This is a genomic window from Flavobacterium sp. RSP46 (genome assembly GCF_003984825.1).
Classification (GTDB): Bacteria; Bacteroidota; Bacteroidia; order Flavobacteriales; family Flavobacteriaceae; genus Flavobacterium.
The window spans coordinates 903,278-926,014 of record NZ_RYDM01000001.1 but is presented as its reverse complement, the minus strand read 5'-3'; the positions used below and the strand labels follow the sequence as shown (position 1 = coordinate 926,014).

19 protein-coding genes and 1 pseudogene are annotated in these 22,737 nt (G+C 34.0%); 14 read left to right on the top strand and 6 right to left on the bottom strand.

Features of this window, described 5'->3' with window-relative positions; all coding sequences use genetic code 11:
• Positions 1-164 precede the first annotated feature (164 nt).
• Positions 165-605 (bottom strand): hypothetical protein, encoded by a 441-nt coding sequence (locus EKM01_RS04210; protein WP_126463235.1) that lies wholly within the window; start codon positions 603-605, stop codon positions 165-167.
• 555 nt (positions 606-1,160) lie between these two features.
• Here EKM01_RS04210 and EKM01_RS04205 point away from each other — a divergent pair.
• The 11 genes and pseudogenes from EKM01_RS04205 (at position 1,161) to EKM01_RS04155 (ending at position 13,535) form a co-directional block, all read left to right on the top strand.
• Positions 1,161-2,264: pseudogene (locus EKM01_RS04205) on the top strand (tyrosine-type recombinase/integrase).
• 311 nt (positions 2,265-2,575) lie between these two features.
• Complete coding sequence (locus tag EKM01_RS04200; RefSeq protein ID WP_126463233.1) at positions 2,576-2,755, top strand: hypothetical protein; 180 nt, start codon at positions 2,576-2,578, stop codon at positions 2,753-2,755.
• 337 nt (positions 2,756-3,092) lie between these two features.
• Positions 3,093-3,863: a GLPGLI family protein gene (locus EKM01_RS04195; RefSeq protein ID WP_126463231.1), complete on the top strand. Its 771-nt coding sequence runs from the start codon at positions 3,093-3,095 to the stop codon at positions 3,861-3,863.
• A gap of 26 nt (positions 3,864-3,889) precedes the next feature.
• Entirely contained in the window at positions 3,890-6,526 is a 2,637-nt protein-coding gene (locus EKM01_RS04190) for a carboxypeptidase-like regulatory domain-containing protein (protein ID WP_126463229.1), read from the top strand.
• Positions 6,527-6,709: 183 nt separating this feature from the next.
• Positions 6,710-7,399, top strand: coding sequence for a hypothetical protein (locus EKM01_RS04185; RefSeq protein ID WP_158614829.1), 690 nt, complete (start codon positions 6,710-6,712; stop codon positions 7,397-7,399).
• Positions 7,400-7,973: 574 nt separating this feature from the next.
• Positions 7,974-8,558, top strand: a complete 585-nt coding sequence (locus tag EKM01_RS04180) for a zeta toxin family protein (RefSeq protein ID WP_197037222.1) — start codon at positions 7,974-7,976, stop codon at positions 8,556-8,558.
• Positions 8,545-8,691, top strand: a complete 147-nt coding sequence (locus EKM01_RS14645) for a hypothetical protein (protein WP_199749390.1) — start codon at positions 8,545-8,547, stop codon at positions 8,689-8,691. Before EKM01_RS04180 ends, EKM01_RS14645 begins: the two co-directional genes overlap by 14 nt.
• Before the next feature lie 997 nt (positions 8,692-9,688).
• Positions 9,689-9,982: a type II toxin-antitoxin system HigB family toxin gene (locus tag EKM01_RS04170; RefSeq protein WP_126456259.1), complete on the top strand. Its 294-nt coding sequence runs from the start codon at positions 9,689-9,691 to the stop codon at positions 9,980-9,982.
• Between the two features lie 5 nt (positions 9,983-9,987).
• Positions 9,988-10,344, top strand: a complete 357-nt coding sequence (locus EKM01_RS04165) for a type II toxin-antitoxin system HigA family antitoxin (protein ID WP_126456257.1) — start codon at positions 9,988-9,990, stop codon at positions 10,342-10,344.
• Positions 10,345-11,167: 823 nt separating this feature from the next.
• Entirely contained in the window at positions 11,168-12,352 is a 1,185-nt protein-coding gene (locus EKM01_RS04160) for a M28 family peptidase (RefSeq protein ID WP_199749388.1), read from the top strand.
• Positions 12,353-12,368: 16 nt separating this feature from the next.
• Positions 12,369-13,535, top strand: a complete 1,167-nt coding sequence (locus EKM01_RS04155) for an ATP-grasp domain-containing protein (protein WP_126766996.1) — start codon at positions 12,369-12,371, stop codon at positions 13,533-13,535.
• A gap of 234 nt (positions 13,536-13,769) precedes the next feature.
• On the opposite strand, the gene carB is transcribed toward EKM01_RS04155, so the two are convergent.
• A complete protein-coding gene (carB, locus tag EKM01_RS04150; protein WP_126561686.1) occupies positions 13,770-16,622 on the bottom strand; it encodes a carbamoyl-phosphate synthase large subunit in 2,853 nt (950 codons plus the stop codon).
• Between the two features lie 157 nt (positions 16,623-16,779).
• Positions 16,780-16,941 (bottom strand): 50S ribosomal protein L34, encoded by a 162-nt coding sequence (gene rpmH, locus EKM01_RS04145; protein ID WP_007136275.1) that lies wholly within the window; start codon positions 16,939-16,941, stop codon positions 16,780-16,782.
• Positions 16,942-17,105: 164 nt separating this feature from the next.
• Here rpmH and EKM01_RS04140 point away from each other — a divergent pair, with 164 nt between their 5' ends.
• A complete protein-coding gene (locus EKM01_RS04140) occupies positions 17,106-17,621 on the top strand; it encodes a DUF2892 domain-containing protein (protein ID WP_126561685.1) in 516 nt (171 codons plus the stop codon).
• Between the two features lie 284 nt (positions 17,622-17,905).
• On the opposite strand, the gene EKM01_RS04135 is transcribed toward EKM01_RS04140, so the two are convergent.
• A complete protein-coding gene (locus tag EKM01_RS04135) occupies positions 17,906-18,799 on the bottom strand; it encodes a lytic transglycosylase domain-containing protein (RefSeq protein ID WP_126766994.1) in 894 nt (297 codons plus the stop codon).
• Between the two features lie 19 nt (positions 18,800-18,818).
• The gene (locus EKM01_RS04130; protein ID WP_126766991.1) at positions 18,819-19,511 is read right to left on the bottom strand and encodes an alpha/beta hydrolase; all 693 of its coding nucleotides are present in this window, start codon (positions 19,509-19,511) and stop codon (positions 18,819-18,821) included.
• Positions 19,512-19,751: 240 nt separating this feature from the next.
• Between EKM01_RS04130 and EKM01_RS04125 the strand changes: the two genes are divergently transcribed.
• Together EKM01_RS04125 and EKM01_RS04120 are read left to right on the top strand one after the other, a co-directional pair.
• On the top strand, positions 19,752-20,468 hold the full coding sequence (locus EKM01_RS04125) for a pirin family protein (RefSeq protein WP_126766988.1): 717 nt from the start codon (positions 19,752-19,754) through the stop codon (positions 20,466-20,468).
• A 29-nt stretch (positions 20,469-20,497) separates the two neighbouring features.
• Positions 20,498-20,782, top strand: a complete 285-nt coding sequence (locus EKM01_RS04120) for a GNAT family N-acetyltransferase (protein WP_126454468.1) — start codon at positions 20,498-20,500, stop codon at positions 20,780-20,782.
• Between the two features lie 57 nt (positions 20,783-20,839).
• On the opposite strand, the gene EKM01_RS04115 is transcribed toward EKM01_RS04120, so the two are convergent.
• Positions 20,840-22,474, bottom strand: a complete 1,635-nt coding sequence (locus EKM01_RS04115; RefSeq protein WP_126766985.1) for an ABC-F family ATP-binding cassette domain-containing protein — start codon at positions 22,472-22,474, stop codon at positions 20,840-20,842.
• Positions 22,475-22,737: the final 263 nt, after the last annotated feature.

Here is a 22,737-nt window from a genome sequence, read left to right as displayed (position 1 = left end):
CTCATCAAAGGAAAACTGTCGGGTTTATTATTTAATCCATTTAGATAAATCTTATTCAGTATGCGGATTTAAACTGGGTTACACTGATTAAAAAATACTTAAAATTCGTTTTTCTTCTGTCGCAACCGTGCCATCTGTGTGCTATCAGACGTAAACCAACACTATTATTTCTTTGTAAATTTCCAGTCAAATTCATCTTTCTGATTGATAATTGCACCAATTTCAAATTTCACCACCTCATCAAATTCTGTTTGAAAAATGATCCAGTTTTCCTCGTTGAAGTAATTTTCGAACGTATCAAACTCTTCCTGAGTAAATTTAGTGATTCCTTTGGTAACCAAATCTTTTTTGACCTCACTAATTTTTCTGTTGATCAATTTGTATCCAAATAATTCCAACTCCGGACTTGATGCGACAATGTACCCCAATTTCAGCTCTTCTTCCTTATAGAATGTCAAGCGCATTTTGAGTTTGTTGTAAGCAAAAATTACATTATCATCCTCATCCTTATAATTGCGGTCTGGTTTCCCGTAAAGCGCCGTAACATCATTTTGTTTCATCCCGAAAAGAAGCTTATCGATGCCGTGTTTTGGATTTATTTTCATACGTAGTCTGTTTTTTTTAGTGAATAGAAAAATCAATGTGTATTGCAACAGCTCCTTTTCCAATCCTGATTATGGAACGCAAAGTTCGCAAAGTTTTTATAATGTTTGCCCTTTTTATCATTAAAAACTGAAGACTTTTTAGTAATCTAGCCGAGTATAAAAAAACCAGCTGCCAAACTACAGAGTAGGATCGGTTTTCGGGGAGGCAAAGTGCTCAATTTTTTTTAATCCCCATCGTTAAAACTACAATTTAAGGTTTTGTTTTAATCCAGCGCTGGATTTCTTTCCTGAGATTTCACCCATTTACACCGATTAATTCATCAGGCATCTTTAAAAATCTTTTATCAGCCTATGCTGTGGTACCACTTTTTTTAATACTTGTATCTATATCCTTTTCTTGCTGCTTAATCATTAATGCTGGACTAAAAATGTAATAGATTTGACGGCAGTATTAAAGTCTGTACGGATACCATTCTAAATGATAATCCTATATTATTTTTAGAATCCAAAAGCAAAACACATTGAAGCACATTGTTTTAACTAGCACCTGAACCAATGCGCTATTTTGGAAAGATGACAATAAATGGCTACTTTAGTACCACCAAAAGAAATAGTATGAGCTGGAATGCTAAAATTATTACACATAAAAAAGAGAAAAGAATCGCGGTCTATTTCGAAAAAAATCAAGAATTAATTACTCGAATAAAAACAGTAGCCGGTTCCAGATGGAGCCAATCTTTAGTCGCTTGGCACATTCCAGATACGGAAGAAAATAGAATTCGGTTTAAAATCCCAGCACTTACCTACTCCTTTCCGTCACCTGAAGGCATTGCTCAAATCGAGAAACTCAAGCAATGGATGCGTTCCAAGCGGTATAGCCAAAGTACGGTTGTTACCTATAGTGAAGCTTTGAAATGCTTCTTGGTTTTTTATAACCAAAAACCTATTGCTGAAATTACCAATGAAGATGTAATTGTGTACAATAATGAATACATTTTGAAAAACAATCTTTCGGCTTCGTATCAAAACCAAATTACAAACGCCCTTAAGCTATATTTTAAAACTATACAAAACACCAAAATCGAAATTGACAAAATTCACCGACCAAAACGGGCTAAGGTTTTGCCAAATGTATTGAGCAAAGAAGAGATAAAATTGATTTTGAATGCACACAGCAACATTAAGCACAAAATGATGTTGAGTCTGATTTATAGTTGTGGGTTACGCTGTGGTGAATTATTAGCACTTCGACCCGTTCATATCGATGCTAACCGAAACATAGTTTTGCTAAAAAACGCCAAAGGTCAAAAAGACAGGATTGTGCCATTAAGTCTAAAAATATTAGAAATGCTTCGTGAGTATTATAAAGTTTATAGACCTATATCTTATTTATTTGAAGGACAAATCAAAGGACAACCCTACGATGATAGAAGTTTGCAATAGGTGTTGAAACAAGCGCTTCAAAAAGCTGGGATCACAAAACCAGCCACCTTACATTGGCTCAGACACAGCTACGCAACGCACTTATTAGAAAGTGGCACCGATTTAAGATATATACAAGAATTATTGGGACACAGCAGCAGCAAAACCACCGAAATTTATACTCACGTAAGTACGAAAAGTTTGCAACAAATAAAAAGCCCATTTGATGATTTGTAAGAAATTAATTTATTATATTTGAATCGCAATGCGCTGCTCAATAGCGACAATCTACCCAAAACAGGGTGTATAGTCGCTACTTTATAGCGAGTATAGACAAGTTGCAAGAAACCTTATGAACAACGTTCGTGTAAAATTTCAACGTTCAGCCTACGAAATGGCTCTTATAAAAGACGAAATAACACCTAACGGAAGAAAATAAATTACTTGTAGCGGGCAGAAACCCATAAGGGAAAACAATAGTAGAAAATCTTTGACTGCCTTAACATTCCAGAAGAACTTGCAAAGATTGAAGCACAATACTTTTTAAAATGAAAAAATTATTTTTAACATCAATTTTGACTATCGCTTTATTTTCTTCGGTAGTAGCACAACAAAAACTTGTAGAAGATTGTAAAATGACTATTAAAGACAATACAACAGGGAAAAGTTATACTATTACAGTTCACGGAACTAGCTGTGCAGCCCTAATAAAAGCAATGATTCAATAATTTTATATTATGAGAAATAAATTTATAATTTTAGTCCTATTTTGTAATTGTTTATTTGCAGAGTCATATGCAAATAATAGAGAACATAATATTAAAGAGTCTATGGAAGTTATGGACTGTTCAGGGAATTTCATGATTGACGGAAAGTCTTACACAATCACCTTGCACGATCAATCATTATGGACTTGCGCTAAGTTTAAAATAGGGAGTTGGTTTCAATAAATAATAATGAAAATTAATTTTAATTACTAAAACAGATTGTCTAAATGGCTTACTGTTAAATTATTTAACAAAAAAACTTTTAGGCAATCTTTTTTTTACAAAAACATTTAAAAAGATGAAAAAATACATACTGTTTATAAATTTTTTGATTGCGTTTACTTCATATTGTCAAACCAATGCAAAAATAACTTATAAATCTTTACTTTTAAAAAACAGTTATGCTCCAATTTATGAAGAACTCATAATTAACGGAAATCAATCAACATATAGTTTGATAAAAAAGATAAAACCTGAAAGTGCTATTGCAAATGAAGAAACTGGAATTACGACTTTAAATAGAAAATGGCCAGATAGCATACATCCATTTATTCTTGTAAATTATAAAAAAAAAGAAATTATTTCTAAAGTTTATCTAACTGAAAACGATGGAGAAAGCTTTAAAGAATACAATATTATAGAACCTTTTAGCATAAAGTGGGTTTTGCATCAAGAAACATCCCAAATAAAAAATTATAATTGCAAGAAAGCTACCACTAAATTTAGAGGACGAGTCTATACAGCGTGGTACACTGAACAAATTCCGCTACCTGTTGGTCCGTGGAAATTCTCAGGTTTACCTGGGCTAATTTTAAAAGTGCAAGATGATAAAGGGGAGGTTAGTTTTATAGCAGAAAATATTAAAATACCTCATAAAACTACTTTGAAAATACCTAAAACTATTTATACAAACAATATAACAATTAATACTTATTCCACATTACGAGATGATTATGATAAAAAATCAGAAAAAATATTTAGAACAAAATTATTAGCAAAACTTCCACGAGGTGCATCTATTGAAATGACAGAAGATGACAATAATGAAATAGAAAAGAAAATTGAATAGCAATGAACTCTAAAAATTGTATATTAATGTTTTTAATTACAATCAGTATAAATTGTTATTCTCAATGGAATATAATTGGAAAGGTAGGAGACAATAAAAAAAAACCTGCCTTTTTAATAAATGTAGTCTTAAAGAAATCAACTGATTTAAGTATTATAAATTATACATTCACCAATGAAAATGGTGATTACGAAATTCACAACATTCCAAATGGAGAGTATTTTCTTGAATTTTCGAGTATTAATTATGAAAGAAAAACAATTCCTCTACTTATTAACAATGAATCAATCGTTTATAACATAAATCTTGTTGATGAAGTTACCATTTTAGATGAAGTAATTATCACTTCCGAAAAACCAATTACTATCAAAAAAGACACGATTTCGTTTCTTGCAAAGTCATTTATTCAAGGCAATGAGCAAGTGATTGAGGATTTACTAAAAAAAATTCCAGGCCTTAATATTACATCAGATGGAACTATCAAAGTAGGCAATCAAGAAGTGGAAAAAGTAATGATTGATGGTGATGATATGTTCGAAAGAGGTTATAAAATTTTGACTAAAAACATGCCTGTAAACCCAGTAGAGAAAGTAGAAATCTATCAGCATTATTCAAATAACAAACATCTAAAAGGAATAGAGAATAGCAATAAAGTAGCACTAAATTTAACCCTAAAAGAAGATGCAAAGCGTGTTTGGTTTGGCAATATTTCAGCTGGTTATGGTTTGGGGTCAGAAAATCGTTATGAAGTTAGAAGTAATTTAATGAACTTTGGAAAAAAAAATAAATATTATTTTTTAACAAATATCAATAATATTGGCGAGGATGCCACAGGCGAAATTAACAATTTAATAAGACCTTATCGTTTTGATGAACCTGCAAGTATTGGCGATGACCAAACAGCAAATACATTGTTAGGTTTAGGTATTGATACGCCAAACTTAAAACAAAAAAGAGTGAATCTCAACAATGCCGAAATGCTATCTTTAAATAGTATTTTTACACTTTCTGATAAAATTAAACTCAAAATTTTAGGTTTTCTTAATACTGATGAAATTGATTTTTTCAGAAATAGTTTGCAGCAATTTTCTGTTGAAAATACAACATTTACAAATACCGAAAATTTTGTGGGCAGAAAAACACAACTCACAGGCTTTGGAAAAGTAGATTTAACCTACGATATTACCAAAACTAAAACTTTTGCATATACAGGAAAATTCAATAAAACCAACGAAAAAAACAGAAGCGATTTGTTATTCAACAATGATTTACTAAACGAACGTTTAAATGCAAACAACCAACTTTTTGACCAAAAAATAGTTTTTACTAACAAATTCAAAGAGAATAAAGTTTTTTTACTTTCAAGCCGATACATCAACGAGAAAACGCTACAAAATTACTCAGTTAATCAGTTTATTTTTAATGATTTGTTTACAGAAAACGCAAATAACACCAAACAATTCAGCAAAAACAAAATGCAGTTTGCAGGGTTGGAAGCTCATTTGTTAGACAAAAAGAGAAATGGCGATTTGTTAGAACTAAAAATCGGCAATCAGGTACGAATTGATGATTTAAACACTAGTTTTGAGTTGTTGCAAAATGAAAACAATCTCGCTTTTCCAAATGGGTATCAAAATAACTTAACTTATACCACAAACGATTTGTATTTATCCGCTAAATATGATTTTAAATTAAAAAATTTCACTTTATTAACCCAATCAGATTTTCATCAATTATTCAATCAATTAGCAAATTTTGAAGAAAAAACCACTCAAAATCCTTTTTACATTATGCCAAAAATTGGGTTAGATTGGAAAATTAACGACAAAAACAAAATCTTAACATCCTATTCTTACAACACTACAAATGCAGGCGTTTTAGATGTATATTCTGGATTTGTACAAACAGGTTTTCGTTCTTTTTCAAAAGGTCTAGAGGAATTTAATCAGTTGAATTCATCAAGTGCCGTTTTAAATTATACTTATGGCAGTTGGGGCGACAAGTTTTTTGCCAATACGTTTATTCTATACTCTACAAACAATGATTTTTTTAGCAATAATTCTATCATTGCTCAAAATTATTCACAATCCGAAAAAATCATCATCAAAGACCGTGAATTTTTGTCTATTTCTTCAAGCATCGACCGTTATTTTAAACCTATAAAGTCCAACTTAAAAATCAATTTAGGAGCAAACAAAACTAATTTTAAAAATATCGTAAACAATTCAAATTTAAGAGAAGTTAAAAACTTCAATGCGGATTATGGTTTTGAATTGCGTTCTGGTTTTAGAGGTTTTTTTAATTACCACATTGGCTCAAAATGGAATTACAACCAAGTAGAAACTACCATAAAAAATTCATTTACAGATAATATGAGTTTTTTAGATTTATCGTTTATGTTTAGTGATAAATTTAATATTCAGTTACAATCTGAACGCTATTTTTTTGGAAATTTAGATAAAGACAATAACAAATATTATTTTTTAGATTTAGAAGCGCGTTATGTGGTTAAAGAAAATAAACTTACGTTTTTTCTATCTGGTAATAATCTTTTCAATACAGAAACATTTCGGAATTACAGTATTTCTGACATTAATATTTCACAAACCGAATATAGATTAATGCCAAGATATATGCTATTAAAAATGGAATATAGGTTTTGAAAATAAACAATCGTAACAAAGTAAACAAGAAAGGCATCTTGCAACAGCCGTTTTGATTTAGTCTGTGATTTAGTGGAATTAACGTTTCGCATCATGTTTTCGTTAAGTCGAAAATGGAGCGGTTACGAATTTCCAGCCATCTCAAAGTGGCATAACGTTATGCCTAATTTTAGGACAAAAGAAATGAACGATAATACAACATATACACCTGACGAACTTTTTGAAATATTTAAAGAACAGCATAGACTTTGCAGTCCACTTGACATAATGGCCAATGAAACTTTTGTATTAACAAAGGAGACCTTAATTTATGAATGGCGTGATGCTCAAGATTTATTGCCTTGGGATGAACTTGCTGAATTTTTAAATCAAGAATTCAGAATTAATGTGCCATTAAAAACTTGGGACAGAATCTTAAATCCTGATGACAAAAAAACTCTGGGAGAACTTTGTATCTTTTTATCAACTATTGCTGAAAAAGAAATAATCAAACCTATTAAAATTTTAGGTGCGGAATGTTTAACAACAGCAATTTTTATAACATTAAAGAGAAATCTAAAAAACAAAGGTGTTGATGTTTCCAACTTGAAACCTTCTACAAAAATTGAAGAGTTTCTAAACGTAAACAAGAATTTTTCTCCACTATTGGAAGAAGTAACTTTAACTGGTTTAAAGACTTTTGACAAGCTTGAATATGGGAAATTAGAAAATGAAAGACGATTTAAATATTGGATTGACAAAATATTTCCGAACTGGATATACAAAAGAAGTATAAAGACTGGAAATATTCAAACATTCCGAGATTTGGTTGAGAGGATTGTTGACGATAAAAAACTAGGCATAACAGCTACTAAAACGGATTTGGGCATTTAGCTGAATGGGAAAATGGTTTTGTATTTGTGAATATTTGGCAAATCCGAAAATAGGACTTAATTTAGTCACAAACCCGCTGTAGTAGCGGGACGTTATATGATATTTTAAACCAAAAAAACCCCGATCGCGCGGATATCTGATTTTTCGGACAACGATAGCGCGGATTTGCAATCCGTGCCCACAAAGAGAATGATTCAGCAAGAAATTGTGCCCGTTTAGAGTGTGAAATAGAAGTGGTTTTATTAGAATTATTTCGATATTGTTTACGGACACGGATTGCAAATCCGCGCTATCGAAGCTAAAAATTATCATCAAAACTGTCCAATTTGAACCGGAATGAGGTGTTCACTTTGCTCCGGAATCACCGGTCCAGTTTGACCCGGAATATCTATAAAGCAACTTTTGCCAGAACGAATTTTAATTGTAGTTTAAATCACAGGTATTTACTCAATGAGTAACAAAATACAGTTCGTTTAGAGATTTTTAGACGAACTGACGTTGGCAGTAATCTCAAAAAAATCCAGAAATCGAAAAAGAATAGTTTCCAATTTTGAATTTGATTATATTTGCAATTATGAATAAAAACCTTTACATAATTGCAGGTTGCAACGGAGCAGGGAAAACAACCGCTTCTTTTACTATTTTACCTGATATTTTAGACTGTAAAGAATTTGTAAATGCTGACGAAATAGCGAAAGGATTATCGCCATTTCAGCCCGAAAAAGTTTCATTTGAAGCTGGAAGAATAATGATAAAGAGAGTTAATGAACTTCTTGAAATTAATGAAAATTTTGCTTTTGAAACTACTTTAGCTACCAAAAGTTATAAGTCAAAAGTAATAAAAGCTCAGAGTAAAAATTATACTGTTACTTTACTTTTTTTTTGGTTGCAAAACGTAGATTTGGCAATTGAAAGAGTAAAAACACGAGTATTGGAAGGTGGACATAATATAGAGACAGAAGTTATTCGACGTAGATATAAAAACGGGATTAAAAACTTATTTGAAATTTATCTTTCAATAGTTGATGAAGTTATGATTTTTGATAATTCAGGAGGGAAACCTGAATTGATTGCTGAAAAAACTTTAGAAACAGAAATAAACATTTTAAATGAAATGAAATTCGATAAACTTAAAAAATATTACAATGAAAAAGCATAAAAGAACATTAAATCAAATCAAGATTTTAGAAGGAATGGATAAAGTTTATGAAAAACTAATCGAATTCAAAAAGAAAATGAATAGCGAATTGATAATATTGAAAGATAACCAAATCGTAAGACTAAAACCGTAAATATTTGCACTTCTGCCAGCAGCTAGGGTTTCGTTGCGTGCGCAGCACGAAAAATCAATTATAATCACCGAATACCAACAAAAATAAATTCAATGAGGTAAATCCGGGTTGAACTGCCTGTCCCGTTTTTACGGGAGAACCGATTGTACGTCCGTCAACGCTATGCTCTTATCGAAAAAAAATTAGAGAGAATTATAAGAGGCAAGCGAGCCTCTTTTTTTGTAGCGTGGTTTCAGCTTGTTTTTTTTCGTGTTTTTCATCACTTTTGAGCACAAGTTCCCTTACCCATCCCGCTAATTAGCGGGACAGGAATTTGAACTTTGGCTACCGCCAAGATACCAAGCAGGTGGACCACGCTGGTCAAAGACTGCTATCCGGTGTAAATTTCCTGTTTTACAACACGGACACTTGGGTAAAAAAGGCTTCTTTTCTACTTTTTCTAACACCTTCACTTGCAGCCCCGATCGCGCGGATATCTGATTTTTCGGACAACGATAGCGCGGATTTGCAATCCGTGCCCACAAAGAGAATGATTCAGCAAGAAATTGTGCCCGTTTAGAGTGTGAAATAGAAGTGGTTTTATTAGAATTATTTCGATATTGTTTACGGGCACGGATTGCAAATCCGCGCTATCGAAGCTGAAAATTATCATCAAAACTGTCCAGTTTGAACCGGAATGAGGTGTTCACTTTGCTCCGGATTTGTTCGTATTCAGTGCAATCTCCTAAAAAAGATGGCTTTATATTTTGGGACTCTAAAAACAATTTTTAACCCTTTTTACGGACTGTTATATTTTAATATTCATAAGCGAATTTTGCCAGAACGAATTTTAATTGTAGTTTAAATCACAGGTATTTACTCAATGAGTAACAAAATACAGTTCGTTTAGAGATTTTTAGACGAACTGACGTTGGCAGTCAAACACACTTGCGACTGAAAAAATAGAAATCCCATTTCGGGAACTTTTTTTTATTATCTTTGAAAAAAATTAATACATTTGAGAGTAGTAGCTAAAAAAATATTAAGAGACTTTTGGGAGATACATGGTGATTGTGAACAACAATTAAAATCATGGTTTCAAGAAGCAAGTACAGCTGAATGGAAAAACCCAAACGAAATAAAGTTAGATTATCCTAGTGCTAGTATTTTAAATGACAATAGAATAGTTTTCAATATTAAAGGAAATAATTACAGATTGATAGTTAAACTAACTTATGAATATCAAATGATTTGGATTCGATTTATTGGAACGCATGCAGAATATGACAAGATTAATGCAAATGAAATTTAAATATTATGGAAATTAAACCTATAAAAACAGAAAACGATTACAATCAAGCTTTACAAAGACTTGAAATAATCTTTGATGCAAAAAATGGCTCTCCTGAAGGAGACGAACTTGAGGTGCTCGGTATTTTAATTGACAAATATGAAAATGAAAAATTTCCTATCAGCTTACCAGACCCCATTGAAGCAATTAAATTTAGAATGGAGCAAATGGGTTACAACCAAAATGATTTAGCAAATATTATAGGTCTGAAAAGTCGTGCAAGCGAAATTTTAAACCGAAAAAGAAAGCTTTCTTTGGAAATGATAAGACAATTACACGAAAGGCTTCATATACCAACTGACGTTTTAATTCAAACTTATTAAAAGTACGACTGCCAACAGCTAGGGTTTCGTTGCGTGCGCAGCACCAACAATGAATTATAATCACCGAATCCAACAAAAATAAATTCAATGAGGTAAACCCGGGTTGAACAGCCTGTCCCGTTTTTACGGGAGAACCGATTGTACGTCCGTTAACACTATGGAGTTGTCGTAAAGTTTTTAGAGAGAATTACAAGAGGCAAGCGAGCCTCTTTTTTTGTAGCGTGGACATGCTAACTTCACCAGCATAAAAAGTTAAGAAACCAGGATACCAAATAAAGTCCCAAATAGAATCCCTATGCGACACATTTCTTAGTAAACGAAACGGATTTACGCTATATTCGGGAATTATTAGAGCGAAATAGTAGAAAAACTCATAGTCAATGAAGTACCAAAAGTATTCAGCAAAAAAAAAGTCATTTTGATGATTTGTAATAAAAGATTATCTATACATTTGGAAAGGCTAGACTGTTCAGTAGCGATTACAGACGGGCTGCCAATACTTATTGATCCTTTACGATTTTAAACTTTTCAATTTTTAAAAATAAATCTTATGAAATCCAAACAAATTCTTCTTTTGATATTATTTATTTCCACTTCGCTTTTTGCGCAAAGCACAGCACCACAATTAGATAAAATTAAGCAGCAAGATCTAAAAGATGATTTATATGAACTGGCGGGTGACGCCTTTCGGGGACGAAGAGGAGGAGAACTTGGCGAAATGCGAGCTTCTGTTTGGGTGGCTCAAAAGGCCCGTGAAGCTGGCCTTAAACCTGCAGGCGAAGATGGAACCTACTTCCAATTCTTTAATCTGAAACGCAGCCGTGTGGCCAATAGTAGTACTGTTAGTGTAAATGGTAAAGCACTTGATCTTTGGAAAGAGATTTGGCCAACTAATTTGGTTGACACTACCCTAGAAGGCTCCGTAGTTTGGTTGGACAAAATACCGGATAATACTGTCGATCTGAAAGGCAAAATTGTAGCTATGAATATTATGCCTCCAACTCCCATTATTCAAGACTGGGTGAGCCTATGGCAATATCGTTATACCGCTTCTGCCATGAACCAGCAGGGAAAAGAACTCCTCAGCCGCGGTGTTACAGCTATCATTTTTATTGCTGATGATACTGTAGAATCACTTATTTCGTTTACGGGATTTCATTATCAAGAAGGAAGTTATAAAATCGAAGGTGGCGAATCCTCTACAGCAGCTACGGTACCAATTATATTGGCAAGTAAACAATTACAAAATATATTTTCTAAACAAGACGCTTATTTAAAAACTAATTTGAAGGTAGAGAATTTTGACTATCCTTCTATTAATGTTGTTGCAAAGGTTGATGGAACTGATCCTAAACTGAAAGAGGAATATGTTTTATTCAGCGGTCACCAGGACCATGACGGAGTAGGACCTGCTGTTAACGGTGATCCAATCTGGAACGGCGCTGATGATAATGCATCAGTAACGGTAGCGATGCTTGCAATAGGGAATGCGTGGAGTACACAACCCGCTAAGCGATCGGCTTTATTTGTGTGGCACGGATCTGAGGAAAGAGGTTTATTGGGTTCTCGCTATTTTGTTAGCCATCCCACCGTTAAACTGCCCTCCATAGTTGCTGTTTTAAATGGTGATATGATAGGACGCAATGCACCTGATTCTGCGGCGCTATTAGGCGTAACAGAACCTCATCTTAATTCTTCTGACCTTGTAGCTATCACTTTAGCAGCTAATAAAAGTATTGCCAACTTCAAAGTAGATACTTCTTGGGATGCTGCAGATCACCCAGAGAATTGGTACTTCCGAAGCGATCATCTTCCCTATGCTCAAGCTAATGTTCCAGCAATATTTTTTACCACCTTATTACACCCTGACTACCATACCCCCTTCGATAGCCCAGATAAAATTGACTACGTAAAACTTACTAAGATGGCAAAGTGGATCTATGAAACCGGATGGAGAGTTGCTGAAAGTGCCAAACGTCCTGCTTTAACTATTGAAATAAAAAAATAAAAAATAACTACTTATTATGTTCTTAATAGACAAGCCATTTGTTTCCGATTTTCTTATCAAAACAATAAAAGATAATAATTATAAAATAATTGCAACCAAAGTAGCAAAAGAATTGGTAAAAGATGATTCTTTGGCATGGATAGCCGAAGAGGAAGCAATCACTTTACTAAAAAATAATCCAGAAATTTCTCTTTATAGCAATTCAGAGAACGCATTAGCTTGGATCGATCAATACTATGGAGAAAGTGAATTATCAAGTCAATTACACGTTTTAAAAAATAAAGTAAAGTTTAGAGAACTTATAAAAGAGTTGTTTCCCGACTTTTATTTTAAGCAAATAAGTATTGAAGAAATCCAACGATTGTCCGATGATGAAATTCGGTTCCCTTTTGTAATTAAACCTGCTGTTGGTTTCTTTAGCATAGGAGTTCATATAGTAGAAAATGAGAAAGACTGGGTAAAAGCTAAAAGTGAGTTACAACCTGATAAACTTAAAAGTATATTTCCTGAAAATGTATTAAACACAAGTAATTTTATTATTGAAGAATTTATTCGTGGAGAAGAATATGCAATCGATTATTATTACGACAATAATGGAGATGCTGTTTTGTTAAACGTTTTACACCACCTCTTTTCATCCGGTACAGACACAAGTGATCGGGTTTATTCAACATCCAAAGCAATCATTGAAAAGTATAAAATTGATCTTGAATATTTTTTAAGTAAAATTGGTAAAGAGTTACATTTAAAAAATTTCCCGGCTCATGCAGAAGTCCGCATAGATGAAAATGGAAAAATAATCCCCATCGAAGTAAACCCTTTACGCTTTGGTGGATTTTGCACCACGGCCGATCTTCTAGGAGTAACTTTAGGATTTAATGAATACAAATGCTTTTGTGAAAACAAAAAACCAGACTGGGATACTATATTTAAAGGAAAAGAGAATAAAACATTTAGTGTCATTATTTTGGATAATAATTCGGGAATAATCCCTTCGGATATTTTAGGATTTAACTATTCAGGTCTTGCTAAAGATTTTGAAAAACCGATAGTAATTAGAGAATTAGATATAAATAAATATCCTGTTTTTGGATTTGCCTTTATTGAAAGTGCTGCCAGTAATCAAAAGGAATTAAATGACATCCTAACCTCTGATTTAAGAAAATATATAGTATTGAAATAAGGAAAATTTTAAAGTGAACATGCTGACTTAGCCATCATAGAGAGTTAAGAAATAATCTTAATTTTAATCTATGAAACAAGTGCGCAAAATTTACGAAAAAGCTTTCAAAGAAAAAGCTGTCCAAAGCTAGACTTGGTTGCGTGGCACAATAGAAGCATCTACGCTATTTTACCTTTCAGCAAATTCCAAAAAAAGCCCCAATCGGGGCTTTTTACATATAACAAATTCAAGTTTTTATTTACTCAAATACATTTTTCTTCTGGAGTACAATTCGTAGAATTGATCGTCTTTCAAGTCATCAATAAACAAGATGCTTTCTCCTGTTGATTTCATTTCTGGTCCTAATGCTTTGTTCACATTATGGAACTTGCTGAAAGAGAAAACCGGTTGCTTGATGGCATATCCTTTCAATTGCGGATTAAATTTAAAATCGGTTACTTTATTATGCCCTAACATTACTTTGGTCGCATAGTTCACATACGGTTCTCCGTAAGCTTTTGCAATAAACGGCACCGTACGAGACGCTCTAGGATTTGCTTCAATGATGTAAACGATATCATCTTTGATTGCAAACTGAATGTTGATTAAACCAACGGTTCTCAAAGCCAACGCAATATTTTTAGTGTGGTCTTTTATTTGTTGCATTACAAATTCACCTAAGTTAAACGGTGGCAAAGTCGCGTTACTATCTCCAGAGTGCACTCCGCAAGGTTCGATGTGCTCCATAATTCCTATGATGTACACATTTTCGCCATCGCAAATCGCATCAGCTTCCGCTTCAATTGCACCATCTAAATAATGGTCTAAAAGCAATTTATTTCCTGGAATCGTTTTCAATAAATTGATTACGTGCTCTTCCAGTTCTTGTTTGTTGATTACAATTTTCATTCCTTGACCACCCAACACATACGAAGGACGAATCAATAATGGAAAATCTAAAGTATCCGCCAAAGCTGAAGCTTCATCCGCTGTTTCAGCGATTCCAAATTGTGGAAAAGGAATTTTTAAATCGGTCAACAATTCTGAGAAACGACCTCTGTCTTCGGCTAAATCCAATGCATCAAAACTCGTTCCTATAATTTTAATACCGTATTTAGACAGTTTTTCGGCTAGTTTCAGGGCCGTTTGACCTCCTAACTGCACAATTACCCCTTCTGGTTTCTCATGTTGGATAATATCATAAATATGCTCCCAGAAAACGGGTTCGAAATACAATTTATCTGCTGTATCAAAATCAGTCGAAACTGTTTCCGGATTACAGTTGATCATAATCGTTTCATAACCACATTCTTTGGCGGCAAGCACCCCGTGAACACAAGAATAATCAAACTCGATTCCTTGTCCAATTCTATTTGGGCCTGACCCAAGAACGATTATTTTCTTTTTATCGGTAACAATACTTTCATTGTCAACGTAACGGGTTCCGTCCGCTTTTTCTATTTCGGCTTCAAAAGTCGAGTAATAATAAGGCGTTTTTGCTTTGAACTCCGCTGCACACGTATCCACCAATTTGAATACACGATTGATGTTCATTGTAGTTCGCAGCGTATGTACCTGGCTTTCCAAGCAACCTACCATGTGAGCAATTTGTCTGTCGGCGAAACCTTTTTGTTTGGCTTCTAATAGCAATTCTCTGGGTAAAGAATCCACTTTATAAGTAGAGACTTCTTTCTCTAACGTATAAAGCTCTTCGTATTGTTTCAAGAACCACATGTCGATTTTAGTGATTTCATGAATGCGACTCAATGGAATTCCCATCGCGATAGCATCATAAATCACAAAAACACGATCCCAACTCGCAAAAGTCAGTTTCTCGATAATTTGTTCGTAGTTTGTATATCCTTTTCCGTCAGCACCCAGACCATTTCTTTTGATTTCTAATGATTGAGTCGCTTTGTGCAATGCTTCTTGGAACGAACGTCCAATTCCCATTACTTCCCCAACAGATTTCATTTGAAGTCCTAACGTTCTGTCAGCTCCTTCGAATTTATCAAAGTTCCAACGTGGAATTTTTACAATCACATAATCCAAAGTTGGTTCGAATAATGCCGAAGTCGATTTGGTAATTTGATTTTGCAGTTCATCTAAGTTGTATCCCAAAGCTAGTTTGGAAGCGATTTTTGCAATAGGATATCCCGTTGCTTTTGATGCCAAAGCAGAGGAACGAGATACACGAGGATTGATTTCAATCGCTACGATGTCTTCCTTATCGTCAGGAGAAACGGCAAACTGCACGTTACAACCTCCGGCAAAGTTTCCGATGCTTCTCATCATCAAGATTGCATAATCACGCATTCTTTGAAAAGTCGTGTCAGATAATGTCATTGCTGGCGCCACAGTGATGGAATCACCGGTGTGGATTCCCATTGGATCCATATTTTCGATCGAACAGATAATCACAACATTATCGTTTTTATCTCTCAAAAGCTCCAATTCGTATTCTTTCCAACCCATTAAAGCCTTGTCAATTAAGACTTCATGAATTGGAGATGCTTCTAAACCTCGGGTTAGAAGTTCATTAAAATCTTCTTTTTTATAAACAATAGCCGCTCCTGTTCCACCTAAAGTAAACGAAGGACGAATTACTAATGGGAAACCAAATTCCTGAGCAATTTCTTTTCCTCTCAGATAAGACGTACATATTTCTGCTGGAGCAGATGGCACACCGATTTTTTTAAGCAGTTGTTTGAACTGTTCTCGATCTTCAGTAATGTTAATGGCGTTAACATCAACGCCAATTAATTTCACGCCAAAATCCTGCCAAATCCCTTTTTCATCGGCTTCTAAACAGAGATTTAAAGCCGTTTGGCCTCCCATTGTAGGTAGGACTGCATCAATCTGAGGATGTTCTTTTAAAATTTGAATAATCGATTTTGTCGTTAAAGGCAATAAATAAATGTGATCCGCCATTGAAGGATCGGTCATGATTGTTGCCGGATTCGAGTTGATCAAAATAACTTCGATTCCTTCTTCACGAATAGAACGTGCAGATTGCGATCCCGCATAATCAAATTCGCATGCTTGACCAATAACAATAGGACCTGAACCTATTATTAAAACTGATTTTATGGATGTATCTTTTGGCATTGTGTGTAATTATAGTGTTGTGTAGTTGTTGTTTTGAAAAGATTAAAATTACTGAACTCAAATCTTTTAACTGTAAATCTTAAACATTTTTTAACGATTAGGTATAAAAAAAGGCGATACTAAAAAAAGTAACGCCTTATTTATGTTTATACAAACATTATTTTTTGTGTCTTGGTTCGCAAGAAACAGTCAATTTATGTCTTCCTTTAGCTCTTCTACGCGCAAGAACTTTTCTTCCATTAGCAGAAGCCATTCTGTCCATAAATCCGTGCTTATTTCTTCTTTTTCTTTTCGATGGTTGAAACGTTCTTTTGCTCATTGCTTTGTATCTTTAAAATCTTATTTATATGTCTTCCTATTTTTGAATAACTGTTATTCTAAAACCGAGTGCAAATATACAAAGACTTTTTTTTCTCACAAGTAGTTTTGTAAAAATATTTTCAATTCATTTTACTATATTTGTCATCTTAAAATAATCACACTATGTTTCACAGAAATATTAAACTTATTATCGCCGGACTTATTATAGCTACTGGCATTTGGCAATTTAAAGAAAGTAATATTGGGAATGGAATATTCCTTATATTATTAACTGTAATCCCTATTTTCCTTTACTTCAAAAACGAATTCATCCTATTAGCCTTCTTAAAACTACGAAAACAAGATTTTGAAGGTGCCAAAAAATGGTTGGCGTACATCAAAAATCCGGAAACGGCTTTGATACAAAAACAGCAAGGCTATTTTAATTACCTGCACGGGATCATGCTTTCGCAAACGAATATCAATCAAGCAGAGAAATATTTTAAGAAAGCCATTGAACTCGGATTATCAATGGACATGGACTTGGCTGTAGCCAAATTGAATCTGGCCGGAGTTGCCATGACACGTCGTCGTAAACTTGAAGCCACTTCCCTATTGAACGAAGCCAAAAAATTAGACAAACAGAATATGCTGAAAGAGCAGATTACTATGATGAAACAACAAATGAAGAAAATATAGTTTTTATAATTATCGAAAAAAGGGTCAAATGATACACATTTGACCCTTTTTCTTTGGTATATATCCTAATTTTTGGAATAAAACTGCTTCATGTTTTCTTATATCAATATCCGTTATTAATACTAAATTGATAAAATTAGCCACAGATTAAAAAGATTCAACTGATTTCTTAAATACAAAATAAAATCTGTGCAAATCTTTGAAATCCGTGTCAAAAAAATGCTTGGCACACTTTGCGGACATTTCTATTTTCTTAAATGCCTTATATGGTTCAAAAAAATCAGTTAATATCCTTTTAACGGAATATCGATTTGGTATTTCTTACCGGTATCATTTATTAATTTTGTTTCTCTAAGCCAAGGATTATGAATTTTCAAAATCTTATAGTTAATCCCTTGGCCTTTTGCAAAATCAGCTAAATCTGCAATCGAACTGTCAATTTCTATTTTCCGAGTGGGCAGCGTTGCGTATAATTCTTCGGGAGCAATCCTAAAATTGTATTTTTCTGGATTTTCCATAATTTCTTTCAAGGCTAAAATTCTGAAAACATAGCGGGATGTTTCTTCGGTAAGCAACAAATCATAATAATTCGATACTTTTTGAATCTCAATTTGTTTGTTTACTCCTGTCATTCCGCCATTATACGAGGCTGCTGCCAAAGTCCAACTGCCAAATTTACCTTTGGCACTCAAAAAATAACTGCACGCTGCCTGGGTTGATTTCTCAAGATCATAACGCTCATCCACATTTTCATTGACTTCCATGCCGCGTTCTTTGGCCGTTTCCGGCATAAATTGCCAGATTCCCCTTGCCCCTGCCGGAGAAACTACATTCACTAATCCACTTTCAATAACGGCCAAATATTTGAAATCATCCGGAATACCGTTCTTTTTTAGAATAGGCTCAATTACTAAAAAAGCACGACTGGCTCTTTTTATTGCCAAAATTGTAGAAGCATGTAAATTGACATTCACCTGTAATTCCCGGTCAAATCGTTCCTTGACATCTGCTATTTTCAACGGAGTTGCTTCCCCTGAAAAATTCAGTTTTTCAGGAAAAAAAGATGCCGATTCTCTTTTTAACACTTTTTCAACGTCCGGATTTGTAGTGGCAAAAACTAATATCCCACTCGCAAAAACTACGGTAAGCACTAGAATCACTTTATTCATTACTTTCATCTTTTCTTTTTTTATACCTTTAGAGTAATTGCGAAAGTGCGTTTGCTTCTTTTTTGGTTTCCAATATAATGGAAGGCAAATTTTCATTCAACCATTTGTATTTATTCAAAATCATAATATGTGTTCCTCCTTTTACAACGATACAATTCTTAATATATTTGATCGGGAAAACATCATCCATATCTCCATGAATATGAATCACGTCTGGGTCTGCAACTGTTCTGTCCCAAAGAACAACCTGCTCTACTGCCCAATTCAAATAGCGAATATCCCGAACCGAAAGGAATTTTTTATACAATTTTAATCTTTGATTCACTTTTTCTCCAAACGAAAATTTAGCCAGGTTTTCCAGATTCAAAATCAAACTCATAGGAATCAGCTTATAAGCCTTCGTTGTTTTAGCAATTTTTAATCGGCGTGGAAATTCTAAATTACTTTTGACACTCGAAATGATAATCACTTTTGAGACAGCTATACATCTGGCGATTTCCTGAACCAAAATACCTCCAAATGAAACGCCTATCAAAACGGGATTTTTATGCTTGATTTTCTTAGCTATCCTATTGGCATAATCCATCAGCGCTTCATTGTCCAACGGAATCTCCCACTCTAATAAATGGATCTCAAAACGATCTTCCGGAAGTGCAATTCGTTCAAAAATAGCGGTACTTGCCGCTAATCCTGGCATTAAATAAACTGGAATTTTACTCATAATTGTTTTAACGATTTTATAACAACATTCCCCTTTTTTATAGCGAATTTTGTATAAAATTAATTTTTTTATTGGAACCTGCTGTAACTAAGTAAGTCGAAAGTTTAAAAGTCGTAAAGTCAAAAGAATTAACTTTAAGCAAAATAGCTTTAAATCAGATTGTTACATAATTTTATCCTGATTTTAAAATATGACATTATACCATGGTTATTACTTATCATCTTATATTATTAATAATTTATGACTACACAACTATTTGAATCAAACACTAGGGGCAAAGCTGATTTTGGCTGGCTAAAAGCCAATTTTTCTTTTTCTTTTGGAAATTATTTCAATCCGGAACGTTTGCAATTTGGAATGTTACGTGTTTTAAATGATGATATCATCAAGGGCGGAATGGGTTTTGGGACTCACGGTCATGCCAACATGGAAATTATCACCATTCCTCTTGAAGGCGGCTTGAAACATCGTGACAGCATGGGAAACATCGGTGTCATTGGTTTTGGAGAAGTTCAGGTAATGAGTGCCGGGACTGGAGTAGAACATTCTGAAATGAACGCAAGCCACATCGACGAAGCCAAAACGCTACAGCTTTGGGTCTTTCCTGACAAAGAAGAAGTTACACCAAGATACGACCAAAAATCATTTGATATTGAAAATCAAATCAATACCTTTGTAAATATTGTTTCGCCAAATGATATGAATGATGGTAATGCACTTTGGGTTTACCAGAAAACCTTTTTCCATTTAGGAATTTTTGACAGCAATACTTGTTCGACCTATCAGGTTCGAATTCCTAATAACGGTGTGTACTTATTTTTAATCGAAGGCGAAATAGAAGTTAACAACCATGTTTTGAAGGCAAGAGATGCCATGGGAATAATCGATTTTGAGGCATTTGAAATCAAGATTATTACCAAATCAAAAATACTTTTGGTAGAGGTACCAATGAATTAGCGTTAATTATTATGGAGGCAGCAATCACTATGGAAATCAAAGACAACACTTTTGCAAGACAATTTGAAACTATGGTCGACGAAGGATTAGTTACTGTTGAATATTCGTTTCAGGAGAAAAAAATATTTTTGACAAAAATAAATGTACCGGAATCCTTTGAAGATGAGGAATTCATTTCTAAATTTCTAAAAAACATCATGGAAATTGCAATAGAACGAAAATTTAAAGTTGTTCCTATCCTTCCAAAAATAGTTGTTTTTTTTAAAAAGAACCCTATTTACAAAGAGTTGCTTCCTCCGGGAATCAGACTCTAAAAAAAAGAGGCTATATTCTTGAATACAGCCTCTTTTTTTATGTAGATTTTCAAGCGATTACTTCTCTATCTCTCGCATACTGTCCATTTTTTTGTGCGCTAGGAAACCCGCAATATCCTCAAAATGTTCCACTACTCTTTTGTTTCCAAACTCAAAAACCTTAGTGGCTAATCCGTCTAAGAAATCCCTATCGTGAGAAACGATAATCAATGTACCATCAAAATCGCGCAAAGCCTCTTTGATGATGTCTTTGGTTTTCATGTCCAAATGATTCGATGGCTCATCCAGAATCAATAAATTCACCGGTTCCAATAATAATTTAATCATTGCCAAACGGGTTTTCTCTCCTCCGGAAAGCACTTTCACTTTTTTGGTTACATCATCGCCCTGAAACATAAAAGCCCCCAAAATATCTTTTATTTTAGTTCGGACATCCCCCACGGCAATGTCATCGATGGTTTCAAAAATAGTCGCATTTTCATTTAATAAAGAGGCTTGATTTTGAGCAAAATAACCAATTTGGGCGTTATGGCCAATTTCTAAACTACCACCATTGATTTCGATTTGTTTCATAATGGCTTTGATCATCGTCGATTTTCCTTCTCCATTTTTCCCTACAAAAGCCACTTTTTCGCCTCTTTCGATCACCATATTTGCATTCGAAAAAACCACATGCTCTCCATACGCTTTTGATAAATCTTTTACAATTACGGGATATTGACCGGAGCGAGCAGCTGGTGGAAATTTTAGTTTCAAAGCAGAAGTATCTACCTCATCTACCTGAACGATAACGAGTTTCTCTAACATTTTTACACGGGACTGTACAGCATCCGTTTTAGAAAAAGTTCCTTTAAAGCGATCAATAAAAGTCCTGTTATCCGCAATCATGCGCTGTTGCTCGTCATACGCTTTTTGCTGATGCACACGTCTGTCTTTTCTGAGTTCTAAATAATGTGAATACTTGGCTTTATAATCATAAATACGTCCCATTGTAACTTCGATGGTGCGATTCGTAATATTATCGACAAAAGCTTTATCGTGCGAAATAACCACAACCGCTTTGGCTGAATTAATCAAGAAATCCTCTAACCATTGAATACTTTCGATATCCATGTGATTGGTAGGCTCATCCAGCAAAATTAAATCTGGTTTTTGCAAAAGGATTTTGGCAAGTTCAATTCGCATTCTCCAACCTCCGGAAAATTCCGTAGTTTGTCGGACAAAATCTTCGCGAACAAATCCCAGACCAAGTAGGATTTTCTCCACTTCGGCCTCATAATTTACTTCTTCAATAGCATAAAATTTCTCGCTCAGGTCTGAAACGCGCTCGATTAACTTCATATATGCGTCACTTTCATAATCGGTACGAACTGTCAATTGCTCGTTGATTGCATCAATTTCCGCTTTCATACCAAAGATTTCACCAAAGGCTTTAGAGGTTTCTTCCATAACCGTTGCGCCATCTGTAGTCAATAAATGCTGCGGCAAATACGCCACTACGGCATCTTTTGGCGCTGAAATATTCCCGGTTGACGGCTTGCTTTGACCCGCAATAATTTTAAGCAGTGTCGATTTTCCTGCTCCATTTTTGCCCATTAGGGCAATTTTATCATTCTCATTTATGGCAAAAGAAACATCACTAAAAAGTGTCGTTCCACCAAATTGTACGGAAATATCGTTAACTGTAATCATTGTTTATTTGTTGATTTGGTAATTCGGTTAATCGGTTAATCGGTTAAATCAATTAAACGATTTTTTAAAAGTGCAAAGATAGATTAATTAAGTACTCTGTTTACTATAAAATAAAAGCTTGCAGAAAGAGAATAAAAATTCTGGTCCTGCAAGCTTTTAAAAAGAAATACTCAAACTAAGTAATAACCATGGTATAATGTCGTATTTTAAAATCAGGATAAAGTTATGTAACAATCTGATTTAAAGCTATTTTACTTAAAGTT